Source organism: Leifsonia sp. 115AMFTsu3.1 (assembly GCF_004362795.1).
Classification (GTDB): Bacteria; Actinomycetota; Actinomycetes; order Actinomycetales; family Microbacteriaceae; genus Leifsonia.
On record NZ_SNYB01000002.1, the window covers coordinates 1711993 to 1735577 of the forward strand.

General features: G+C 69.3%; 20 protein-coding genes. 14 read left to right on the plus strand and 6 right to left on the minus strand.

The features are described from left to right. Window positions 1-7 precede the first annotated feature (7 nt). From AXZ95_RS19250 to AXZ95_RS19310, 13 genes are all read left to right on the plus strand, one after another. Window positions 8-1339, plus strand: a complete 1332-nt coding sequence (locus tag AXZ95_RS19250; RefSeq protein ID WP_018191149.1) for a DUF58 domain-containing protein — start codon at window positions 8-10, stop codon at window positions 1337-1339. Beyond that, the gene (locus tag AXZ95_RS19255) at window positions 1336-1935 is read left to right on the plus strand and encodes a hypothetical protein (RefSeq protein ID WP_018191148.1); all 600 of its coding nucleotides are present in this window, start codon (window positions 1336-1338) and stop codon (window positions 1933-1935) included. Before AXZ95_RS19250 ends, AXZ95_RS19255 begins: the two co-directional genes overlap by 4 nt. 253 nt (window positions 1936-2188) lie before the next feature. Then, window positions 2189-5065 (plus strand): excinuclease ABC subunit UvrA, encoded by a 2877-nt coding sequence (gene uvrA, locus AXZ95_RS19260; RefSeq protein ID WP_026307185.1) that lies wholly within the window; start codon window positions 2189-2191, stop codon window positions 5063-5065. Window positions 5066-5073: 8 nt separating this feature from the next. After that, window positions 5074-7056: an excinuclease ABC subunit UvrC gene (gene uvrC / locus AXZ95_RS19265; protein ID WP_018191146.1), complete on the plus strand. Its 1983-nt coding sequence runs from the start codon at window positions 5074-5076 to the stop codon at window positions 7054-7056. A gap of 34 nt (window positions 7057-7090) precedes the next feature. Beyond that, the gene (gene rapZ, locus AXZ95_RS19270; RefSeq protein ID WP_018191145.1) at window positions 7091-7987 is read left to right on the plus strand and encodes an RNase adapter RapZ; all 897 of its coding nucleotides are present in this window, start codon (window positions 7091-7093) and stop codon (window positions 7985-7987) included. Between the two features lie 55 nt (window positions 7988-8042). Continuing rightward, window positions 8043-9023 (plus strand): DNA-binding protein WhiA, encoded by a 981-nt coding sequence (gene whiA, locus AXZ95_RS19275; protein ID WP_018191144.1) that lies wholly within the window; start codon window positions 8043-8045, stop codon window positions 9021-9023. A 107-nt stretch (window positions 9024-9130) separates the two neighbouring features. Next, a complete protein-coding gene (locus AXZ95_RS19280; RefSeq protein ID WP_018191143.1) occupies window positions 9131-9757 on the plus strand; it encodes a superoxide dismutase in 627 nt (208 codons plus the stop codon). A gap of 103 nt (window positions 9758-9860) precedes the next feature. Next, entirely contained in the window at window positions 9861-10865 is a 1005-nt protein-coding gene (gene gap / locus AXZ95_RS19285; protein WP_018191142.1) for a type I glyceraldehyde-3-phosphate dehydrogenase, read from the plus strand. Between the two features lie 15 nt (window positions 10866-10880). After that, window positions 10881-12098 (plus strand): phosphoglycerate kinase, encoded by a 1218-nt coding sequence (locus AXZ95_RS19290; RefSeq protein WP_018191141.1) that lies wholly within the window; start codon window positions 10881-10883, stop codon window positions 12096-12098. After that, complete coding sequence (tpiA, locus tag AXZ95_RS19295) at window positions 12086-12889, plus strand: triose-phosphate isomerase (RefSeq protein ID WP_039731453.1); 804 nt, start codon at window positions 12086-12088, stop codon at window positions 12887-12889. The genes AXZ95_RS19290 and tpiA overlap by 13 nt, the downstream gene beginning before the upstream one ends. A gap of 70 nt (window positions 12890-12959) precedes the next feature. Further along, window positions 12960-13205 carry a preprotein translocase subunit SecG gene (gene secG / locus AXZ95_RS19300; RefSeq protein WP_018191139.1) on the plus strand — a complete coding sequence of 82 codons (246 nt, stop codon included), beginning with the start codon at window positions 12960-12962 and terminating at the stop codon, window positions 13203-13205. A gap of 26 nt (window positions 13206-13231) precedes the next feature. Continuing rightward, entirely contained in the window at window positions 13232-13597 is a 366-nt protein-coding gene (locus tag AXZ95_RS19305; RefSeq protein WP_018191138.1) for an RNA polymerase-binding protein RbpA, read from the plus strand. Window positions 13598-13788: 191 nt separating this feature from the next. Beyond that, window positions 13789-14223, plus strand: a complete 435-nt coding sequence (locus AXZ95_RS19310) for a hypothetical protein (RefSeq protein WP_018191137.1) — start codon at window positions 13789-13791, stop codon at window positions 14221-14223. On the opposite strand, the gene pgl is transcribed toward AXZ95_RS19310, so the two are convergent. The 6 genes from pgl to tkt are packed head-to-tail and all read right to left on the minus strand — an operon-like array spanning window position 14204 to window position 22356. After that, a complete protein-coding gene (gene pgl / locus AXZ95_RS19315) occupies window positions 14204-14974 on the minus strand; it encodes a 6-phosphogluconolactonase (protein WP_018191136.1) in 771 nt (256 codons plus the stop codon). The two genes, AXZ95_RS19310 and pgl, sit on opposite strands and share 20 nt — an antisense overlap. Then, a complete protein-coding gene (locus AXZ95_RS19320) occupies window positions 14971-15933 on the minus strand; it encodes a glucose-6-phosphate dehydrogenase assembly protein OpcA (protein WP_018191135.1) in 963 nt (320 codons plus the stop codon). The genes pgl and AXZ95_RS19320 overlap by 4 nt, the downstream gene beginning before the upstream one ends. Next, entirely contained in the window at window positions 15930-17471 is a 1542-nt protein-coding gene (gene zwf / locus AXZ95_RS19325; RefSeq protein ID WP_026307184.1) for a glucose-6-phosphate dehydrogenase, read from the minus strand. Before zwf ends, AXZ95_RS19320 begins: the two co-directional genes overlap by 4 nt. Window positions 17472-17496: 25 nt before the next feature. Continuing rightward, window positions 17497-19107 (minus strand): glucose-6-phosphate isomerase, encoded by a 1611-nt coding sequence (locus AXZ95_RS19330; protein ID WP_018191133.1) that lies wholly within the window; start codon window positions 19105-19107, stop codon window positions 17497-17499. After that, complete coding sequence (gene tal, locus AXZ95_RS19335) at window positions 19104-20234, minus strand: transaldolase (RefSeq protein ID WP_018191132.1); 1131 nt, start codon at window positions 20232-20234, stop codon at window positions 19104-19106. Before tal ends, AXZ95_RS19330 begins: the two co-directional genes overlap by 4 nt. Window positions 20235-20262: 28 nt before the next feature. Next, window positions 20263-22356 (minus strand): transketolase, encoded by a 2094-nt coding sequence (gene tkt / locus AXZ95_RS19340; RefSeq protein ID WP_018191131.1) that lies wholly within the window; start codon window positions 22354-22356, stop codon window positions 20263-20265. Window positions 22357-22660: 304 nt separating this feature from the next. Here tkt and AXZ95_RS19345 point away from each other — a divergent pair, with 304 nt between their 5' ends. Beyond that, window positions 22661-23581, plus strand: a complete 921-nt coding sequence (locus tag AXZ95_RS19345; protein WP_018191130.1) for a heme o synthase — start codon at window positions 22661-22663, stop codon at window positions 23579-23581. Window positions 23582-23585 lie beyond the last annotated feature (4 nt).

Sequence of the window (23585 nt, forward strand, 5' to 3'; positions counted from 1 at the left end):
GGTTCCGATGACCGAGCGAGCCGTCACCGTCACACGGACCGGGTGGATGCCCAGCCCGGCGCTGGCGGGCGCGATCGTGGTCGGAGTGATCGGCGTGGTCGCCGCCTTCGTCATGTCGCGTCTGGAACCGGCGCTGATCGGCATGCCGCTGCTGCTCTCCGCCGCGTGGGGCTGGGACCGCCGGCCGGCCGCGTCCGTCGACCCGGTCGAGATCAGCACGGCTGTGACCGTTGAGGAGGCCGCCCGCAGCGGCGACGGCGACGCGGCCCTCGGCATCCACGTCGCGGCGGCTGCCACCCAGGGGCGCGGAACCCAGCGCCCGGACGCCCTGCACCTTCGCCTGGGCTTGGGCGGCGCCGCGCCCGTCGAGGCCGTCGTCACCCCGCGAACGGCCGCGGACCTCCGCAGCGAGGTGCCCATCGTGCACTCCGGTCCGCAGCGCGTCGCCGCGGTCGAGGTCCGCGCTCTGGGCGCGGACGCGGCCTGGGCGAGCACGCCCGCCGACGAGGCCGCGGTCGAACGGGTCGTCCGGCCGCGGCGCGCGCCCCTCCGCAGCCTTCCGCTGCCCGCGCGGCTGCTCGGGCTGACCGGGCAGCACATCTCCACGCGGCCGGGAGACGGCGGCGAGTTCCGCGACATCGACCTGTTCCATCCCGGCGACCGGCTGCGGCGCATCGACTGGAAGGCCACGGCGCGCGCCGGTCGCGGAATCGACCTGTACGTCCGGCGCACGACGGCGACCTCCGACGCGGCCGTGCACCTCGTGCTCGACGCGCGAGACGACGTCAGCGCGGTCGTCGCCGACTGGCCGCGCGCCTACCCGCGTCCCGCGGTGTCGTCCCTCGACCTCGCGCGGGAGGCCGCCTCCTCGCTCGCGGCCGCCTACGCCGGCGCGGCCGACCGGGTCGGGTTCGACGACCTGGGGGAGTCGCGCCGCGTGCTTCCTCCGCGGGCCGGCGCGCGGCACCGGGAGCGGGTGCTGCGGGCGATCGAGGCGACCGCCGCGAACGGGGCGCCGTTCACGCGGGTCCGTTCTCCGCGGCTCGCTCCGGGGTCGATCGTGTTCGTGCTGTCGACCTTCCTCGACGATCAGCCCGTCACGCTCGCTCTCACCTGGCGCGCCGCAGGCCACAGGGTGGTCGCCGTCGACGTGCTGCCTGCTCGGGATGCGCGGGAGCTGCCCGCCCGTGATCGCCTAGCCCTGCGCACCATCGAGCTCGAGCGCTCCCTCCGCCTCGAGCAGCTGCAGTCGGGCGGTGTCGAGCTGCTCGTCTGGCAGGATGCTGCGCTGCGCGAGGCGGCGCTGCGTGTGCTGGCGTCCGGACGGGCCCGACGGTGAGCCGCAACGACGCGCGGCCGGCGAACGGGTCCGCACCCGGCACCGCGACGCCGGTCGGGACACCATCCGGGTCGTCGACGCCGGCACCGGTGCTCGGCGTACGGACCGTTCCTGCCTGGACTGTCCGCGTGCTCTTCGCCGCGATCGCGCTGCTGCTCGTGCTGGTCGGCGTGCCCGAGGGTCCGTGGACCGGCATCGCGGCCCTCCTGATCGGCGTCTCGGTGTGGCGGCCGCGCTGGCTGACCGCGTGGGTGCTCATCGGGGTGCTGCTGCTGTCCTCCCTGGTCGAGCCCGGCACGCTCACTCCGCGCCTGCTCGGCCTGATCGCCGGTGCGCACGCCCTCCACCTGCTGGCCGGATGGATGCTGGCGCTGCCCGCCGCCGCACGCCTGCAGCCCGCGGTGCTGCTCCCTTCTCTGCGTCGGTTCGCGATCATCCAGGTGCCGGTGCAGCTCGCCGCCGTCGCCCTGCTGCTGCTCCGGGGCGGCGGAGGCATCGGGCCGAGCGTCCCCGTGCTCGCCGCCGTCTCCGGACTCGCCCTCGCCGCGCTGGTCGGCCTGCTGCTCCCCGCCCTGCTCCGTCGCGCGCCGCGCTGAGCGCTCGGCCCGGCGTCCGCATCCACTCCTGCCTCGGCATCCACTCGCCGAGGGTTGGAATGTCGGTGGTCGCGCCTAGACTCGCGGCTGCACGGGATCACCGTGCCGTCCAGGGTAGAATCGAACACACGTTCGACCTGGCGAACGGGTGCGCGGTGGGCGAACAGCCCCGATTTCCCAGTACGGATGGCGGAGAATAGAGCGAGTGAGCAGCGGGCGAGTGAACAGCGATCGGGTCGGGGAATCCGGCAACATCAGCAGGGTGACGGGGTCGCACCTCAGTGTGCGCGGTGCACGCGTTCACAACCTGCACAACGTCGACCTCGAGATCCCACGCGACTCGATGGTGGTCTTCACGGGCCTGTCCGGATCCGGCAAGTCGTCGCTCGCGTTCGACACGATCTTCGCGGAGGGGCAGCGCCGCTACGTCGAGTCGCTGTCCGCGTACGCGCGGCAGTTCCTGGGCCAGGTGGACCGGCCGGACGTCGACTTCATCGAGGGCCTCAGCCCCGCGGTGTCGATCGACCAGAAGTCGACCAACCGCAACCCGCGGTCCACGGTGGGCACCATCACCGAGATCTACGACTACATGCGTCTGCTGTGGGCGCGTATCGGCGTTCCGCACTGTCCGATCTGCGGTGAGCGCATCCAGCGTCAGACCGTCCAGCAGATCGCCGACCAGCTCATGGAGCTCGAGCCCGGCACCCGCTACATGGTCGTCAGCCCGGTGGTCTCGCAGAAGAAGGGCGAGTTCGTCGACCTCTTCAAGGAGCTCGCGGCGAGCGGTTACTCGCGCGCGCTCGTCGACGGCGAGCAGATCCAGCTCTCCGAGCCGCCGACGCTGAAGAAGCAGTACAAGCACGACATCTCGGTCGTCGTCGACCGCCTTGTCGCCGGCCCGGACATCCTCGGCCGGCTGACCGACTCCCTGGAGACGGCGCTGCGCCTCACCGACGGTCTCGTCCAGGTCAACTACGTCGACCGCGAAGGGCCCGCCGCCTGGCAGAACTTCAGCGAGAAGCTGTCGTGCCCCAACGGCCACCCGATCCAGCTGACCGAGATCGAGCCGCGCACCTTCTCGTTCAACGCCCCGTTCGGCGCCTGCCCCGAGTGCTCCGGCCTCGGCACGCGCATGTCGGTGGATGACGAGCTCCTGCTCGGCGACGACGAGCTCAGCATCGCCGAGGGCGTCATCGTGCCGTGGACCACGCAGGGCAAGGGACTCTTCAACTACTACGAGAAGCTGCTCGACGGCCTCGCCCGCGACCTCAAGTTCTCGCTCAAGACGCCGTGGAAGAAGCTGCCGGAGAACGTGCGCGACGCGGTGCTGCACGGCGACAACTTCGAGGTCAAGGTGCGGTGGAAGAACCGCTACGGCCGCGAGATGTCGTACACCTCCGGCTTCGAGGGCGTGGTGCCCTACATCGAGCGGCAGTATCTGCAGGCCGAGACCGACACGCAGCGCGCCCGCTGGGCCGAGTACCTGCGCGAGGTCCCGTGCCCGGTCTGCGGCGGCAAGCGGCTGAAGCCCGAGGTGCTCGCGGTGCTCGTGCACGGCAAGAGCATCGCCGACGCCTCGCTGCTCAGCCTGAGCGACGCCCGCAACTTCATGGAGAAGCTGCACCTGACGGAGCGCGAGCAGAAGATCGGTGCGCAGGTGCTGCGCGAGATCAAGGTCCGGCTCGACTTCCTCATCCAGGTCGGCCTCAGCTACCTCGACCTGGCCCGCGCGGCCGGCACGCTGTCCGGCGGCGAGGCACAGCGCATCCGCCTGGCGACCCAGATCGGCTCCGGCCTGACCGGCGTGCTCTACGTGCTCGACGAGCCGAGCATCGGTCTGCACCAGCGCGACAACCGCCGGCTCATCGACACGCTCGTCGCCCTGCGTGACCTCGGCAACACGCTGATCGTGGTCGAGCACGACGAGGACACCATCCGCACCGCCGACTGGATCGTCGACATCGGCCCCGGCGCGGGAGTCAACGGTGGGCACGTCGTCCACTCCGGTTCGTACGACGACCTGCTCGCCAACACCGAGTCGCTGACCGGCGACTACCTGGCGGGGCGGCGTGAGATCGCCATCCCGTCCAAGCGCCGCAAGGTCGACAAGAAGCGGATGATCCGCGTCGTGGATGCGGAGGCCAACAACCTGAAGAAGGTCACGGTCGACTTCCCGCTCGGCACGTTCGTGGCGGTGACCGGTGTCTCCGGTTCGGGTAAGTCGTCGCTGGTCAACGACATCCTGTACCGGGTCATGGCCAACAAGCTCAACGGCGCCCGCAAGGTGCCGGGAAAGCACCGGACCGTCACCGGTCTCGAGAACCTCGACAAGGTCGTCCACGTCGACCAGGCGCCGATCGGCCGCACCCCGCGGTCGAACCCGGCGACCTACACGGGCGTCTTCGACCGCATCCGCAACCTGTTCGCCGAGACGCCGGAGGCGAAGACCCGCGGTTACCTGCCCGGCCGGTTCAGCTTCAACGTCAAGGGAGGACGCTGCGAGGCGTGCTCGGGTGACGGCACGATCAAGATCGAGATGAACTTCCTGCCCGACGTCTACGTCGCGTGCGAGGTGTGCGGGGGAGCGCGGTACAACCGCGACACCCTGTCCGTGCACTACAAGGGCAAGAACATCGCCGAAGTGCTCGACATGCCGATCAGCGAGGCGGCGGAGTTCTTCCGGCCGATCTCGGCCATCCACCGCTACCTGCAGACACTCGTCGACGTCGGCCTCGGCTACGTCCGGCTCGGGCAGAGCGCGACGACCCTCTCCGGCGGCGAGGCGCAGCGCGTGAAGCTCGCGACCGAGCTGCAGCGCCGATCCAACGGCCGCAGCGTGTACGTGCTCGACGAGCCGACCACGGGTCTGCACTTCGAGGATGTCCGCAAGCTGCTGCTGGTGCTGAACGGCCTGCTCGACAAGGGCAACACGGTGATCGTCATCGAGCACAACCTCGATGTCATCAAGTCGGCCGACTGGATCATCGACATGGGTCCGGAGGGCGGCGCCGGCGGCGGAGAGGTCATCGCGACGGGCACACCCGAGAAGGTCGCCGAGACCCCGGGCAGCCACACCGGCTTCTTCCTCAAGGAGATCCTGCAGGGCGAGTCCGCCCGGGGCGCCGCGTAAGAGGCGCGATGGCAGACACCGTCAGCTACCGGCCCAAGGCCGGCGAGATCCCGACGCAGCCCGGAGTGTACCGGTTCCGTGACAAGAACCGGCGTGTGCTCTACGTCGGCAAGGCGAAGAACCTGCGCGCGCGGCTGAGCAACTACTTCCAGCCGCTGCGCAGCCTCCACGAGCGCACCCGCCGCATGGTCACCACCGCGGCGAGCGTCGAGTGGACGGTCGTCGGCACGGAGTACGAGGCGCTGCAGCTGGAGTACACCTGGATCAAGGAGTTCAACCCGCCCTTCAACGTCAAGTTCCGCGACGACAAGACGTACCCGTACCTGGCAGTGACGCTCGGCGACCGCATCCCGCGCGTCATGATCACGCGTAATCGCAACATCAAGGACGCGCGCTACTTCGGCCCGTACACGAAGGTCTGGGCGATCCGCGAGACGGTCGATCTGATGCTGAAAGCGTTCCCGATGCGGAGCTGCTCCGACGGCGTGTACCGCCGCGCCGAGCTCACCGGGCGGCCCTGCCTCCTGGGCGACATCGGCAAGTGCGCAGCGCCCTGCGTCGGGCGCATCTCGCCCGGCGACCACAAGTCGCTCGCCATCGACTTCGCTTCGTTCATGGCGGGGAACGACAGCGGCTACCTGCGCGATCTGAACGAGAAGATGAAGCAGGCGGCCAGCACGATGGACTACGAGTCCGCCGCGCGCCACCGCGATGCCATCCAGGCGCTTGAGGGAGTGCTCGGCAAGAGCGCGGTCGTGCTTCCGGAGAACATCGACGCCGACGTCTTCGGCATCGCCCACGACGAGCTGGCCGCGGCCGTGCAGCAGTTCATCGTCCGCGGCGGCCGCGTCCGCGGTGTGCGCAGCTGGGTGGTCGACAAGGAGCTCGACATGGAGCTCGCCGAACTCGTCGAGACGGTCGTCCAGAACGCCTACGACGGACCGGACGCCCCACCGCGCGAGATCATCGTGCCCGAGCTGCCGGAAGACACCGCGGAGCTCGAGCAGTGGCTGACCCAGCGCCGCCGCGAGACGCCGGACCCGTCCGCCGCCCGCGGTCGCCTCACCGGCCGCGTCGAGCTGCGCACGGCGCAGCGCGGCGACAAGGCCGCGATCGCGCAGACGGTCGAGATGAACGCGAAGAACGCGCTCGTCCTGTACAAGACCCGGCGGAGCTCGGACTTCGTGGCGCGGTCGAAGGCGCTGAACGACATCCAGGACGCCCTCGGCATGGACGAGGCGCCGCTCCGGATGGAGTGCTACGACGTCTCGCACCTCAGCGGCACGAACATCGTGGCGTCGATGGTGGTCTTCGAGGACGGCCTGCCGCGCAAGGACCAGTACCGCCGGTTCAGCATCCCCGAGTCGACCGACGACACGGAGTCGATCTACCAGGTCATCTCCCGCCGCCTGGCGTACCTGAAGGACGCGCCGGCAGCGGCAGCCGACGCCGCCCCCACCGTCGATGAGGAGACGGCGCTCGACGCCGAGGGTGCTGCCGGTGCCGACGAGATCGTGGATGCCGCCGAGGGCCGTCGCCGCAAGTTCTCCTACCCGCCGAACCTGCTGATCGTCGACGGAGGCCAGCCTCAGGTCGCCGCCGCGAAGCGCGCGCTCGACGAGTCCGGGGTCACCGGCATCCAGCTCGCGGGAATCGCCAAGCGCCTGGAGGAGATCTGGCTGCCGGACTCCGACTTCCCGGTGATCCTGCCGCGGAACAGCGACGCCCTGTTCCTCATCCAGCGCCTCCGCGATGAGGCCCACCGCTTCGCGATCACCTACCAGCGCGCGCGCCGCAAGCGCGACATCGGGACGGTGCTGGGCGAGATCCCGGGCCTCGGTCCGTCGCGTGTGAAGGAGCTGCTGAAGCACTTCGGCTCGGTGGCCCAGCTGCGCAAGGCGACGCCTGAGCAGATCTCCGAGGTGCGCGGGGTCGGTCCGACGCTCGCGACCGCGATCTTCGAGCGGCTCGCAGAGGGCGGCAGTCGGTAGGCTGGGGGAACACCACAACGGAGGAGACCGGACGATGGCCACCGACGGCGACACAGTCGCGCAGAACGCCGAGCAGCAGGAAGTCCTCATCGTCACCGGGATGTCGGGCGCCGGCCGCTCGACGGTCGCCAATGCGCTGGAGGACCTCGACTGGTACGTCGTGGACAACCTCCCGCCGCAGATGCTGCGTCCGCTGATCGAGCTCGCCAACCGCGCCGAGTCGGGTCTGCCGCGCATCGCCGCGGTCGTCGACGTCCGCGGGCGCAACTTCTTCGTCGATCTGCGCGACATGATCCAGAGCCTCCGTGAGGGCACGAAGGTGCGCGTGCTGTTCCTGGAGGCGTCCGACGCGGTGCTCGTCCGCCGCTTCGAGCAGGTGCGGAGGCCGCACCCGTTGCAGGGCGACGGCACCATCCTCGACGGCATCTCGGCGGAGCGGACGCGGTTGCGCGAGATCCGCGAAGCGAGCGACATCATCGTCGACACCACCGACCTCAACATCCACCAGCTGGCGACCAACATCACCGACACCTTCGCGGCGGAGGACGCCGCCGACGTGCAGGTGACGGTGATGAGCTTCGGCTTCAAGTACGGGCTGCCCGCCGACGCCGACATGGTCGCCGACGCGCGCTTCCTGCCGAACCCGTTCTGGAACCCCGAGCTGCGGCCGCACACGGGTCTGGAGGAGATCGTCAGCGACTACGTCCTGGCGCAGGACGGCGCCGACGAGTTCATCCAGGGATACGTCTCGGCGCTCCGCCCGATCATGTCCGGCTACCAGCGTGAGAACAAACGGCACGCTCTGATCGCGATAGGCTGCACTGGCGGAAAGCACCGGTCCGTCGCGATTGCGGAAGAGCTCGCGGCGCGGTTGCGGAGTTTCCCCGGTCTGTCGGTCAACACCAAGCACCGCGACCTCGGCCGTGAATGATCACGGCTTTTCCCTCCACGGCACCACCCCCGCCTTGAGACAGTAAGGAATCCGATTGGCTCTCACCGCCGACGTCAAGGACGAGCTCACGAAGGTCGAGGTCAGCAAGACCACGGTCCGAGCAGCAGAACTGGCCACCATCCTCCGGTTCTCGGGCGGTCTGCACCTCATCGGCGGCCGGATCGCGGTCGAGAGCGAACTCGACACCCCGGAACTCGCACGGCGGGTGCGGAAAGACCTCGCGGAGCTGTACGGCGTCCGCAGCGAGGTGTCCGTCATCTCCGCGTCCGGGCTGCGCCGCAGCAGCCAGTACCTCGTCCGCGTGCTCGAGGGCGGCGAGACGCTCGCCCGGCAGACCGGACTCCTGGATGCGCGTCGCCGGCCGATCCGCGGCCTCCCGAACCGCCTGACCACCGGATCCCGCGACGAGCTCGCCGCCGTCTGGCGCGGAGCCTTCCTCGCCCACGGCTCGCTCACCGACCCGGGCCGCTCCGCCGCCCTCGAGGTGACCTGCCCTGGTAACGAGGCCGCCATGGCGCTCGTCGGCGCAGCAGGCCGTCTCGGCATCGCGGCCAAGGCCCGTGAGGTGCGCGGCGTGCATCGCGTCGTCATCCGCGACGGCGAGGCGATCAGCGCCATGCTCGTCGCGATGGGTGCCCTCCAGACCGTCACCAACTGGGAGGAGCTTCGGCAGCGCCGCGAGGTGCGTGCCAACGCCAACCGCCTGGTCAACTTCGACGACGCCAACCTGCGACGCTCGGCCCAAGCCGCCGTCGCCGCGTGCGCGCGCGTGGAGCGCGCGCTCGAGATCCTCGGCCCCGACGTCCCGCAGCACCTGCGCTACGCGGGTGAGCTACGTCTCGCGCACCGCGACTCCAGCCTGGACGAGCTGGGTCACCACGCCGACCCGCCCATGACGAAGGACGCGGTCGCGGGCCGCATCCGCCGCCTGCTCGCGATGGCGGACAAGCGCGCGAGCGACCTCGGCATCCCCGGCACGGAGGCGAGCCTCCCCGCCGATCTGGACGAGGTGTAAGTTTCGACGGGGAACGTGCGGCCGGAAGGAAGCATCCGACGGCCGCCCGGGTTGCCCTTACTAGACTCGACGAGTCGCTCGAATCACAACAACAGTGGAGATGAGTAATGGCTGACTACACGCTGCCGGACCTTCCGTACGACTACTCGGCTCTTGAGCCGAACATCAGCGGCCGGATCATGGAGCTGCACCACGACAAGCACCACAAGACGTACGTCGACGGCGCGAACACCGCCATCGCCAAGCTGGCCGAGGCGCGCGACGCCGACGAGCTGACCTACGTCAACAAGCTCGAGAAGGACCTCGCGTTCAACCTCGCCGGCCACGTCAACCACACCGTGTTCTGGAACAACCTCTCGCCGGACGGCGGCGACAAGCCGGTCGGCGAGCTGGCCGCCGCGATCGACGAGTTCTTCGGCTCGTTCGACAAGTTCCGCGCCCACTTCACGGCGTCGGCGCTCGGCATCCAGGGCTCCGGCTGGTCGATCCTGGCCTGGGACTCCCTCGGGCAGAAGCTCATCATCGAGCAGCTGTACGACCACCAGGGCAACCTCGCCGCGGCGACCGTCCCGCTCCTCATGCTCGACATGTGGGAGCACGCCTTCTACCTCGACTACGTCAACGTGAAGGCCGACTACGTGAAGGCGTTCTGGAACATCACCAACTGGGGCGATGTCAATGACCGCTTCGTCCGTGCGCGCGAGAAGACCGCGGGTCTGCTGCTACTGTCGTAGGCGGGTGGGCGTCCCGGGAGGGACCCTCCCGGGACGCCGCCGTCCGCAATCAACACCTGACAAAGCGCGCCGTCCGGCGCCCATCGAGTAACTGGAGACATCTGTGTCCGTAAAGATCGGAATCAACGGGTTCGGTCGCATTGGTCGTAACTACCTGCGCGCCGCCCTGGCGAAGGGCAGCGACCTCGAGGTCGTCGCGGTGAACGACCTCACCGACAACAAGACGCTCGCACACCTGCTCAAGTACGACTCCATCACGGGCCGTCTCGACGCGACGGTGGAGCTCGACGGCGACAACATCGTCGTCAACGGCAACCCGATCAAGGTCCTCGCGGAGCGCGACCCCGCCAACCTCGGCTGGGGCGACCTGGGCGTCGACATCGTCATCGAGTCGACCGGCCGCTTCACCAAGGCCGACGACGCGCGCAAGCACATCGAGGCGGGCGCCAAGAAGGTCATCATCTCGGCTCCGGCGACCGGCGAGGACGCCACGTTCGTCATGGGCGTGAACGAGCACCTCTACGACCCGGCGTCGCACAACATCATCTCCAACGCGTCCTGCACCACGAACTGCCTCGCGCCGCTCGCCAAGGTGTTCAACGACGAGTTCGGCATCGAGCGCGGTCTGATGACCACGGTCCACGCCTACACCGCCGACCAGAACCTCCAGGACGGCCCGCACTCCGACCTGCGTCGCGCCCGCGCCGCCGCGATCAACATCGTCCCGACCTCCACCGGTGCGGCGAAGGCCATCGGCCTCGTCCTCCCGGAGCTCAAGGGCAAGCTCGACGGCTTCGCGCTGCGCGTCCCGGTCCCCACCGGCTCCATCACCGACCTCACGGTCACCGCCTCGCGCCCGGTCACGGTCGACGAGGTCAAGGCGGCCTACAAGAAGGCGGCGGAGGGCCCGCTGAAGGGCATCCTCAAGTACACGGAGGACGAGATCGTCTCCTCCGACATCGTCTCCGACCCGCACTCCTCGATCTTCGACTCGGGTCTGCTGCGTGTCCTCGGCGACCAGGTGAAGCTCTCGAGCTGGTACGACAACGAGTGGGGCTACTCCAACCGTCTCGTCGACCTGACCGAGTACGTCGCCGAGCGCCTCTAAGCGCAGGGAACCGACGTGACGCTCCGCACTCTCGACTCACTCGGTTCGCTCGCCGGCAAGCGGGTCGTCGTCCGCTGTGATCTCAACGTGCCCCTGGACGGCGCGAAGATCACGGACGACGGTCGCGTGCGAGCGTCGATTCCCACGCTGAACGCCCTGATCAACCAGGGCGCGAAGGTGGTCGTGATCTCGCACCTGGGACGCCCCGAGGGCGCCCCGGATGCGAAGTACAGCCTGGCGCCGGTCGCCCAGCGGCTCTCCGAGCTGCTGGGCGCGCCGGTGACCTTCGCCAAGGACACCGTCGGCGGCGGCGCCGAGGAGGCCGTCAACGGCCTCAACGACGGCGACGTCGCCCTGCTGGAGAACCTCCGGTTCAACCCGGGGGAGACCTCGAAGGACGAAGGCGAGCGTCGTGCCTTCGCCGAGAAGCTGGCCGCCTTCGGCGACGCCTTCGTCTCGGACGGCTTCGGCGTCGTGCATCGGAAGCAGGCGAGCGTCTACGAGCTCGCCCAGCTGCTGCCGAGCGCGGCCGGCACGCTGATCCAGGCCGAGCTCGACGTGCTCGACCGTCTGACCGAGAACCCGGAGCGGCCGTACGCGGTCGTCCTCGGCGGCTCGAAGGTCTCGGACAAGCTCGGCGTCATCGGTCACCTGCTGCCGAAGGTCAACTCGCTGCTCATCGGCGGCGGGATGCTGTTCACCTTCCTCGCGGCCAAGGGCATGAAGGTCGGGTCGAGCCTGCTCGAAGCCGACCAGATCGACACCGTCAAGGGCTACCTGGCGAAGGCCGAGGAGCTCGGCGTCGAGCTGGTGCTCCCGCGCGACGTCGTGGTGGCCTCGAAGTTCGGCGCCGACGCGGAGCACGTGGTGCGCCCGGTCGACGCGATCGAGGACACCGACTGGGGTGACAAGGGCCTGGGGCTCGACATCGGCCCGGAGACCGCCGAGCTGTTCTCGGAGTACGTCCGCGGAGCGCGCACGGTGTTCTGGAACGGCCCGATGGGCGTGTTCGAGCTGGCGCCGTTCGCGGCGGGCACGAAGGCGGTCGCGCAGGCGCTCACCGAGGTCGACGGCCTCAGCGTCGTCGGAGGTGGCGACTCCGCCGCGGCCGTGCGTGCGCTCGGGTTCCGTGACGACCAGTTCGGTCACATCTCGACGGGCGGAGGCGCGAGCCTCGAGTTCCTCGAAGGCAAGCGACTCCCCGGACTGGAGGTCCTCGGATGGCAGCAGTGAGCCCCACGGTGCGGCGTGTCCCGCTCATCGCAGGCAACTGGAAGATGAACCTGGACCACCTCCAGGCGATCGCGTTCGTACAGAAGCTCGCGTGGACGCTGAAGGACGCCAACCACGACTTCTCGGCGGTGGAGGTGGCGGTCTTCCCGCCCTTCACCGACCTGCGGAGCGTGCAGACGCTGGTCGCGGCCGACAAGCTGCCGCTCGCCTTCGGCGGACAGGACGTCTCGGAGCACGAGTCGGGTGCGTACACCGGCGAGATCTCGGCCGCGTTCCTCGCGGCCCTGGAGTCGCGGTACGTCATCATCGGTCACTCGGAGCGGCGCACGCTGCACGCCGAGACAGACGAGCAGGTCGCCGGAAAGGTGGCCGCCGCGCTGAAGCACAACATCGCCCCGATCATCTGCGTCGGCGAGACGGCGGAGGACCTCGAGACGCACGGCGCGAGCGCCGTGCCGGTCGCGCAGCTGCGCGCCGCGTTGTCCCGCGTCGACTCGGCAGCCGACTTCGTCGTCGCGTACGAGCCGGTCTGGGCCATCGGCTCCGGCCAGGCGGCGACGCCCGAGCAGGCGGAGCAGGTGGCGGCGGCACTGCGTGCGGTCATCGCCGAGGTGCTGGGCGACGACGTCGCGGCCAAGACGCGCATCCTTTACGGCGGTTCGGTGAAGTCGGGCAACATCGCCGGCTTCATGCGCGAGCCCAATGTGGACGGTGCGCTGGTCGGCGGTGCGAGCCTCGACGTGAACGAGTTCGCCGCGATCGTCCGGTATCAGAAGCACGTCGGTCTCTGACGGCTCCCGCCGGTTATACTGGTCGTTGGTCTTCCCGGGCACGGCCCGGACGCTTCCCGAAAGGTTCCACGTGCTGATTCTCCAGGTCGTCCTGCAGGTGCTGCTCGGCATCACCAGCCTCCTGCTGACGCTGCTCATCCTGCTGCACAAGGGTCGCGGCGGCGGTCTGTCCGACATGTTCGGCGGCGGCGTCACGTCCAACCTGGGTGCGTCGGGTGTCGCCGAGCGCAACCTGAACCGCATCACCGTGATCCTGGGCCTGATCTGGATCACCTGCATCGTCGTGCTCGGTCTGATCACGAAGTTCAGCGCGTAAGCGCACACTGAAGAAGGAGAGACTGCATGGCATCCGGAGGCAGTGCAATCCGCGGCTCGCGCGTCGGCGCGGGCCCCATGGGCGAGCAGGACCGCGGTTTCCACGCGGACCGCGTCGCGATCTCGTACTGGGACGCTCTCGGCAACGAGACCGTCCGCTACTTCGCGGCGAACCTCCCCGAGGAGGAGATCCCCGACATCATCGACTCGCCGTCGACCGGTCTCCCGGCCGGCCGCGACAAGGAGAACCCACCGTCGGTCGCGAAGACGGAGCCCTACAAGACGCACCTCGCGTACGTGAAGGAGCGCCGCAGCGAAGAGGAGGCGGAGCAGCTGCTCGAGGACGCCCTCAACCAGCTGCGCGCGCGTCGGGGTCGTCCGACCACCAACTGAGCGTTCGCGTCACGAAGGCCGCCCCCCTCTCGGTGGGCGGCCTTCGTGCGTTTGCGCCCGCCCCATCCCATCCCCACGATTTGCGCCAAATCTCGGTTATCGCTCTCCCATAACCACGATTTGGCGCAAATCTCGGTCATCGCGGCTCTATAGCGACGATGTGGCGCACGTCTCGGGGCTACACTGCGGGCATGCGGGGAGCACGGGATGATCGGGCGGAAACTCCGCGTGCGCTCGGCGACGAGGTCAGCCGGCTCAGTCTGCTCGCCCTGCTGGAGGAGGCGGTCGACGCGGCCGAGAAGGCCGACATCCTGCTCGCGCGCTGCGATGATATCGACGTGACGACAGCGGCGGATGCGCGGCAAGCGCTGCGATTGCGGGTCACCTTCGCCGAACTGCACCGCTGGGTGGACGAACTCGACCTCGACGGCCGGGAGGCGGAGGTGCGCGACGAGGCGGCTCGCCTGCTCGCGTTCTACCTGCACCTGCTGACGCACGCGTTCGACCGCCGCATCGCCGCCGCAGGGCACGACCGGCGTGCGATCCGACAACGCGGACCGCTGACCGGTGCGCCCTGCGCGCGGTTGACGACGCTGCGGGAGCGGGTCAGTAGCTGGGTGCGATGAGGTTCTCGGGCACGTCGACGGCGGCATCCTTGTCCACGAAGAACACGGTCCGCTTGCGGCCCTTGGCGCCCGCGACCGGGACCTCGGTGTAGCTGGCGCCGGCGAGGGCGAGACCGAGGGCACTGGCCTTGTCGGTGCCGGACAGCACGAGCCAGATGCGGTCGGAGGAGTTGATCACCGGGCGGGTGAGGCTCAGCCGCTGCGGCGGCGGCTTCGGCGAGTCGCGCTCGGCGATCACCGACGCCTTCTCCTCGCGGATCCCCGGACGGTCCGGGAACAGCGACGCGATGTGGCCGTCCGGCCCGACGCCGAGGAAGGTGATGTCGAACTTTGGCACCGGCCAGCCCTCGTGGGCGAACGCCTCGAGCTCGGCCGCGTAGAGGCGGGCCGCCTCGTCGATGTCCGGGACCTCATCCGACGACGGGAAGGGGTGCACGTTCTCCGGCGGGACCGCGATGTGGTCGAGCAGGGCCTCGCGGGCCTGGCGCTCGTTGCGGTCGGGGCTGTCACGCGGCACGAACCGCTCGTCTCCCCACCAGAAGTGCACCTTCGACCAGTCGATGGTGTCGCGGGCGGGGGAGGCGTTGACCGCCTCCAGTACCGCGATGCCCATCGTGCCGCCGGTGAGCGCGATGTTCGCCACCCCCAGATCGTCGAGGATGTCGATCGTCTTGGTGAGGAAGCGCGCGGCCACAGACGCGGTCAGAGCCTCCTTGTCGGGGTGAACGAGCACCCGCCGTTCGTTCGTCATACCCTGGCGCCTGCTCCTTCGTCGGAGGTCTCCAGCAGTGCGAGACCCTTGGTGATGACCTCGCCGTAGAGGTCGTCCGGGTCCAGCCTACGCAGTTCTTCCGCCAGGCAGTCCCGCAGGCTGCGGCGTGGCAGGGAGAGGTCGTGCGTGGGCTGGCCGGGCTGCGACAGGCGGGCGACGTTGGGGACCTCGCGCCGCAGCTCGATCACGCCGGACGCGCGCTCCATCTTCACGCCGTGGATGCCGCCCGAGCCGATCGCGCGCGAGGCGAGGTCGTACTGCACGGGCACCTGCAGCTGGAGCCGCAGCCAGGCGGCGAGGAGCAAGGTGGACGGCGAGTCGGCCGCACCGGCCACGTCGACGCCGGTGATCGGCTCGTACGGCGGCTGGTCCAGCACCGCGGCGAGCTGGGCGCGCCACAGTGTCAGGCGCGTCCACGCGAAGTCCGTGTCACCGGGGGCGTAGGTCTTGCCCAGGTGGAACAGGAATTCCTGCGGGTTCGGCTGCGCGGAGGCGTCCGTGATCCGACGGGTCGCGATGCGGCCCAGGGGAGAGGTGGACGCCTTCTCGGGCGCGATACCCGGCCACCAGACCACTACGGGGGCGTCGGGGAGGAGCAGGCCGGTGACCAGTCCCTCCTCGTCGCTCGCCGTGTCGCCGTAAGCGCGGAGCACGATGACCTCGCTGGCCCCGGCGTCGCCGCCGACGCGGATCTGCGCGTCGAGGCGGCCGTCGCCGTTGTGGGTGCGCTCCTCCTCGGTCGACACCACGATCACACGCATCGGGTGCTCGCGGGAGGCGTCGTTGGCGGCCTCGATGGCCTCCTCCTCCTGCCCCAGGTGCGTCGCGATGATGAGCGTCAGGACGCGGCCGAGGGCGACGGCGCCGCCCTCCTCGCGGATCTTGACGAGCGCCTTCGAGATGTTGCTGACGGTCGTCGCGGGAAGGTCGACGATCATGGACGCCTCCAAACGCGGCCGTCGCGGGCGAGGAGCTCGTCGGCCGACTTCGGGCCCCAGGTTCCGGGGCGGTACTGCTCGGGCTGGCCCTGCGTGGCCCAGAAGTCCTCGATCGGGTCGAGGATCTTCCAGGAGAGCTCGACCTCCTCGTGGCGGGGGAACAGCGGCGGGTCGCCGAGCAGCACATCCAGGATGAGCCGCTCGTACGCCTCGGGGCTGGCCTCCGTGAAGGCGTGGCCGTAGCCGAAGTCCATGCTGACGTCGCGCACCTGCATGCCGGCGCCGGGGACCTTCGAGCCGAAGCGGATGGTCACACCCTCGTCGGGCTGCACGCGGATGACGAGCGCGTTCTGGCCGAGCGCGCTGGTCTGCGACTCCGCGAAGAGCTGCTGCGGAGCGCGCTTGAAGACGACCGCGATCTCGGTGACGCGGCGGCCGAGGCGCTTGCCGGCGCGCAGGTAGAACGGGACGCCCGCCCAGCGGCGGGTGCCGATCTCCAGCTTGATGGCCGCGTAGGTCTCCGTGGTGGACTGGGGGTTCATCCCGTCCTCCTCCAGGAATCCGACGACCTTCTCGCCGCCCTGCCAGCCGGGGCCGTACTGTCCGCGGGCCGTCGACTTCGCGAGGTCCTTGGGCAGCCGGACGGCGGCGAGCACCTTCTCCTTCTCGGCGCGCAGGTCTGCGGCGTTGAACGAGATGGGCTCCTCCATCGCCGTGAGGGCGAGGAGCTGCAGCAGGTGGTTCTGGATGACGTCGCGCGCCGCGCCGATGCCGTCGTAGTAGCCGGCCCGGCCGCCCACGCCGATGTCCTCGGCCATGGTGATCTGCACGTGGTCGACGTAGTTGGCGTTCCAGATCGGCTCGTACAGCTCGTTGGCGAAGCGCAGCGCCAGGATGTTCTGGACCGTCTCCTTGCCGAGGTAGTGGTCGATGCGGAACACCGAGTCCGGCGGGAACACCGTCTCCACGACCGCGTTCAGCTCGCGAGCCGACTGCAGGTCGTGGCCGAACGGCTTCTCGATGACGACGCGCCGCCAGCCGTCGCCGGACTGGTCGGCGAGACCGGACCGCTTCAGCTGCTCGGTGACGATCGGGAACGCCTTCGGCGGGATGGACAGGTAGAACGCATGGTTGCCCATGGTCCCGCGCTCCTTGTCCAGGTCTTCGACGGTCTGCTTGAGGCGCTGGAACGCCTCGTCGTCGTCGAACTCTCCCGGGACGAAGCGGATGCCCTGTGCGAGCTGCTGCCACACGTCGTCGTCGAACGGCGTGCGGGCGTACTGCTTGACCGCGTCGTAGACGACCTTCTCGAAGTCCTGGTCCTCCCAGTCACGCCGGGCGAAGCCGACGAGAGAGAACCCGGGCGGCAGGAGGCCGCGGTTCGCGAGGTCGTACACCGCGGGCATCAGCTTCTTGCGCGACAGGTCGCCTGTCACACCGAAGATGATGAGGCTGCTGGGCCCCGCGATGCGATTCAGACGGCGGTCGGAGGGCAACCGCAACGGGTTGAACTCCGGGGTGATTTCCACCGGTGACACGTGGGTGATCTCCTTTATCGACGGCTCAGTTGACGGCCTCGAACAGCGAGACGACATCCGCCTCGGGGTTCGTGAGGGTCAACGTCAGCACCGGGCGGCCGTGCTCGCCGAGGACGCTGGCGTCGCCGGCGGCCTGGGCCTGGATGAGCTGCCCGAAGGTGAAGGGACGGCCGGGGATCTCGAGATCCTCGGAGGGCGTCGCCGTGATCTGCAGGAACACGCCGACCGCCGGACCGCCCTTGTGGAACTGACCCGTCGAGTGCAGGAAGCGCGGTCCCCAGCCGAAGGTGACCGGGCGGTTCGCCTTCGCCGCCAGCAGGTCGCGGATGCCCGCGAGCTGGGGGAGCGCGAGGCGGTCCACGTACGCCTGGACCGCGACGTAGCCGTCGGGTCCGAGCTGGGCGAGCAGGGCGTCCACTGCGGCGTCGAGGGTGCTGGCGTCGCCGAGGAAGGACCCGGTGGTGCGCACCTCGATGCCGCCCGCGGTGAACGCGGGGGTGACGGGCTCCGGCCGGTTGTCGAGCAGCGAGCGTGCGGCGACCTTGGCGGCCTCCACATCCGGCTGGTCGAACGGGTTGATCCCGAGCAGGCGTCCGGCGACCGCGACCGCATACTCCCAGACGATGAGCTGGGCGCCGAGGCTGCCGGAGACGAGGATCTCGCCCTCGTGACGGTCGGCCGGGAACAGGTGGTGCGCCTCGGCGTTCGCGACGAGCCGGACGACCTGGAGGTCGGCCGGCTTCGACTCGAGCTCGGGGGCGAGCTTGTCGAGCACGACCGGAAGCAGGCCGGTGCCCTCCTTGCCGGTGGACTCGGCGATCAGCTGCTCGGCCCAGTCCGCGAAGCCCACGATGTGGGTCCCGTCGGAGACGATGCCCAGCTTGTCCTTCAGCGGGCTGGTTCCGGCGATCGCGGCGCCGAGCACGAGGCCCGGGTTCTGCTCGTTGTCGACCGCGAGCTCGATGGACGTGGCATCCGCCTCGTCGAGGAGCTCGGAGATGTCGACGCCGGCGAGGCCGGAGGGGACGAGCCCGAACGCGGTGAGGGCCGAGTAGCGGCCGCCGACGTTGGGGTCGGCGTTGAACACGCGGTAGCCGGCCTCACGGGCGGACTGGTCGAGCGGCGAGCCCGGGTCGGTGACGACGACGATCCGCTCGCGCGGGTCGATGCCGGCGTCCTGGAACCACTTCTCGTAGACGCGCTTCTGGCTGTCCGTCTCGAGCGTCGAGCCCGACTTGGACGAGATGACCACCGCGGTGGCCTCCAGGCGGTCGCGGAGAGCCGAGAGCACCTGCCCAGGGTCGGTGGAGTCGAGCACGGTGAGCTCGGCCTCCGCCGTCCGGGTGATGACCTCCGGCGCGAGCGACGAGCCGCCCATGCCGCCGAGGACGATGTGGTTCACGCCCTTGGCGTGCAGCTCGTCGCGCAGCGCGACGATCTCGGGCACGAGCGGGCGCGAGATGGCGACCGCTTCGGTCCAGCCGAGGCGCTTGCTCGCCTCGGCCTCGGCGGCCGGGCCCCAGAGGGCCGGGTCCTGGGCGGTGATGCCGGACGCCACCTTGTCGGCGACGAGCTGCGGCACCACGGTGCGGACGGCGTCGGCAGCCGCACCGGTGACGTGGATGCGGAACGTCACTTGGCGGCTCCCTCGAGGGCGTTCTTCACGGTCTCGACGAGCTCGCCCCACGAGACGTTGAACTTCTCGACGCCTTCGCGCTCGAGGGTCTCGGTCACGTCGTCGTAGCTGATGCCGAGGTCGGCCAGCTTGTTGAGCACGTCGTTCGACTCGGCGTAGGTGCCGGTGACGGTGTCACCGGTGATGTGGCCGTGGTCGAAGGTCGCGTCGAGCGTCTTCTCGGGCATCGTGTTGACGACGTTCGGGGCGACGAGCGCCTCGACGTACAGCGTATCGGGCAGGCTCGGGTCCTTCACACCGGTGGAGGCCCACAGCGGGCGCTGCTCGTTGGCGCCGGCCTCGACGAGGAGCTTCGCGCGCTCGGTGGCGAACTGCTGCTCGTACACCTCGTAGGCGAGGCGAGCGTTGGCGATGCCGGCCTTGCTCTTGAGGCCCTCGGCCTCGTCCGTGCCGATCGCGCTGAGGCGCTTGTCCACCTCGGTGTCGACGCGCGAGACGAAGAACGAGGCGACCGAGTGGATGCCGGAGAGGTCGATGCCCGCCGCCTTGGCCTTCTCGAGGCCGGTGAGGTAGGCGTTGATGACCTCGCGGTAGCGCTCGAGGCTGAAGATCAGCGTCACGTTCACGCTGATGCCGGCCGCGATGGTCTCCGTGATGGCCTCGAGGCCCTCGACCGTCGCCGGGATCTTGATCATGACGTTCGGCTTCTGGATCTTGTCCGCGAGCTTCTTCGCGGCCTCGATGGTGGCCTTCGTGTCGCGGGCGAGCCCCGGGGCGACCTCGATGGACACGCGGCCGTCGACGCCGTTCGAGCGCTCGTAGACGCTGTGGAAGATGTCGCTCGCCTTGGCGACGTCGTCGGTGGTGATCTCGAAGATCGCGTCGTCGACGTCCACACCGGCGGCGGCGAGCTGGCGGACCTGCTCGTCGTAGGCCTCGCCCTTGGCGAGGGCGGCGGCGAAGATCGTCGGGTTCGTGGTCACGCCGACCACGTTCTTCTCGGCGATCAGCTTCTCGAGGTTGCCCGTGTTGATGCGCTCACGCGACAGGTCGTCCAGCCAGATGCTGACGCCCGCTGCGGACAGTGCGGCCGTGGGGGTCGCGGCGGTGGCGGTTGTGTCGGTCATTTTCTCTTATCTCCTCTTGTGCCCGCGCTCAGAGCGACGCGAGCGATTCCTTCGCTGCGGACACGGCGTGCTCGGTGGTCATACCGAACTCGCGGAACAGCGTCTTGTAGTCGGCCGAGGCACCGAAGTGCTCGATCGAGACGCTCCGGCCGTGGTCGCCGACGATCTTGTCCCAGGCGAGCGCCGCGCCGGCCTCGATCGAGACGCGGGCCTTGACGGCCGCGGGGAGCACCTTCTCGCGGTACTCGGCGGGCTGCTCGGCGAACCACTCGAGGCTCGGGGCGGAGACGACGCGGGCGTTGATGCCCTCGCCGCGCAGCTCCTCGCGGGCCTCCAGCGCGATCTGCACCTCGGAGCCGGTCGCGATGAAGATCACGTCCGGCGTGCCGCCCGGCGCCTCGGCCAGGATGTATGCGCCCTTCGCGACGTTCTTGGCCGACGCGAGGGTGTCGCCCTCGGCGTCGCCGTCTCCGCGCTCGAACACCGGGATGTTCTGGCGGGTCAGCGCGATGCCGGCCGGGCCGTTGCGGCGCTCCAGCATGGTCTTCCAGGCCCAGGCGACCTCGTTGGCGTCGCCGGGGCGGACGACCGTGAAGTTGGGGATGGCGCGCAGTGTCGAGAGCTGCTCGATCGGCTGGTGGGTGGGGCCGTCCTCGCCCAGCGCGACGGAGTCGTGCGTCCAGACGAAGATCGACGGGATGTTCATGAGGGCGGACAGGCGGAGGGACGGCCGCTGGTAGTCGCTGAAGATCAGGAACGTGCCGCCGAACGGACGGGTCGGTCCGTGCAGCACGATGCCGTTCAGGATGGCCGCCATGGCGTGCTCGCGGATGCCGAAGTGCAGCACGCGTCCGTACGGGTTGCCGGTCCACTCGTGCGTCGAGCGCTCGGTGGGCACGAACGATGCTGCGCTCTCGATGGTCGTGTTGTTCGACTCCGCGAGGTCGGCCGAGCCGCCCCACAGCTCCGGCATGACCGGCGCGATGGCGTTGAGCACCTTGCCGCTCGCGGCGCGGGTGGAGACGTCCTTGCCCGGCTCGAACACGGGAAGCGCGCTCTCCAGCTCCTCCGGCGCGGCGCCGCTCAGCAGGCGGTCGAGCAGCTGCTTGCGCTCGGGGTTCGCCTCGGCCCAGGCGTCGAAGCCCTTCTGCCACTCGGCGCGCTCCTCGGCACCGCGCTCGACGGCCTTGCGCGTGTGCTCGATGACCTCGTCGGCGACCTCGAAGGTCTGCTCGGGGTCGAAGCCGAGCACCTCCTTGACGGCGCGGAGCTCGTCGGCGCCCAGTGCGGAGCCGTGGATCTTGCCGGTGTTCTGCTTCTTCGGGGCCGGCCAGCCGATGATGGTCTTGAGGATGATCAGCGACGGCTTGTCGGTGACGGCCTTCGCGTTCTCGATCGCCTGGTAGAGCTCCTCGACGTCCTCCTGGTAGACGCCGGTCCTCTTCCAGTCGACGACCTGCACGTCCCAGTGGTACGCCTCGTAGCGCGCCTTCACGTCCTCGGTGAAGGCGATGTCGGTGTCGTCCTCGATCGAGATCTGGTTGCTGTCGTAGATCGCGATCAGGTTGCCGAGCTCCTGGTGGCCGGCGAGCGACGAGGCCTCGGAGCTGACGCCCTCCTCGAGGTCGCCGTCGGAGGCGATCACGTAGATGTGGTGGTCGAACGGGCTGGTGCCGGGGGCGGCGTCCGGATCGAACAGGCCGCGCTCGAAACGCTGCGCATAAGCGAAACCGACGGCGGAGGAGATGCCCTGACCCAGGGGGCCGGTGGTGATCTCCACGCCGTCGGTGTGTCCGTACTCGGGGTGGCCGGGGGTGAGGGAGCCCCACGTGCGCAGCTTCTTGAGGTCGTCGAGCTCGAGACCGTAGCCGCCCAGATAGAGCTGGACGTACTGGGTCAGGGACGAGTGGCCCGCCGAGAGGATGAAGCGGTCGCGACCGAGCCAGTGCTGGTCGCGCGGGTCGCGGCGCATCACCTTCTGGAACAGCAGGTAGGCCGCGGGGGCGAGGCTCATGGCGGTGCCGGGATGCCCGTTGCCCACCTTCTCCACCGCGTCGGCCGCGAGAACGCGAGCCGTGTCTACTGCCTTGTTGTCAATGGGATCCCACTGCAGTGCTGCCACGTGAAAACTGACCCTTCGTAGATGTGGTGAGGGTCGTCGTGGAACCCGCACCGGTTGAGGTAGTGCGCGCCGTGGACGTCATCGGCGCCGAGCCATTCCTCCGTCACCGTCCTACAAAGAGTGCGGCCGGAACAGGGCTTCGGCTGGCGAGCATCTCCAAGTATAGGTAACGCGCAAGAAACATGGGGTGTTCCCTCAGACGGTTGTGTCACAGGCGGACACGGGGTAGTCGGGTGGCCCGGTCCTCGACGTGACGTAGGATCGGATACCGTCTGAGTACATCGCCGACACATCACGAGGAGCAATGGACGTCGCTGTAGAGAGCCGTGTCGAACCGGGCCGCATCGGCGTCGCTCGCAAGGTGAAGGCGTACGTCGCCCTCACCAAACCGCGAGTGGTCGAGCTCCTGCTGGTCACCACGGTGCCGACGATGATCCTCGCGGCGAACGGCATCCCGAACCTGTGGCTGGTGCTCGCCACGGTCGTCGGCGGCTACATGAGCGCGGGCTCCGCCGGCGCGTTCAACTGCTACATCGACCGCGACATCGACCGCGTGATGCGGCGGACGAAGAACCGCCCTCTCGTCACCGGCGAGCTGTCCGACCGCGAGGCGCTGGTCTTCGCCTGGGCTCTGGGCATCGCCTCCGTGGTGGTGCTGGGCTTCTTCACCAACTGGCTCGCCGCCGCGCTGTCGGTCGCGGCCATCCTGCTCTACGTCGTCTTCTACACGCTGATCCTGAAGCGCCGCACCCCGCAGAACATCGTCTGGGGCGGCGTCGCCGGCTGCATGCCCGTGCTGATCGGCTGGGCGGCCGTGACCGGCTCCCTCGACTGGGCGCCGTTCATCCTGTTCGGCATCATCTTCCTGTGGACGCCGCCGCACTACTGGCCGCTGTCGATGAAGTACCGCTCGGACTACCAGGAGGCCGGTGTCCCGATGCTCGCGGTGGTCCGAGGTCGCGCCGTCGTGGGCCTGCAGGTCATCCTGTACGCCTGGGCGATGGTCGCGTGCTCGCTGCTGCTGATCCCGGTCGCGCACATGGGGCTGCTGTACACGGCCGTCTCCCTGGTGGCCGGCGGCTGGTTCATCTACGAGTCGCACCGCCTGTACAACCTGGCGATCCGTCACGAGACGGTGTCGCCGATGCGCGTGTTCCACGGATCGATCGCGTACCTGACGCTGATCTTCCTCGCCGTCGCGATCGACCCGCTGCTGCCGTTCTGATCGT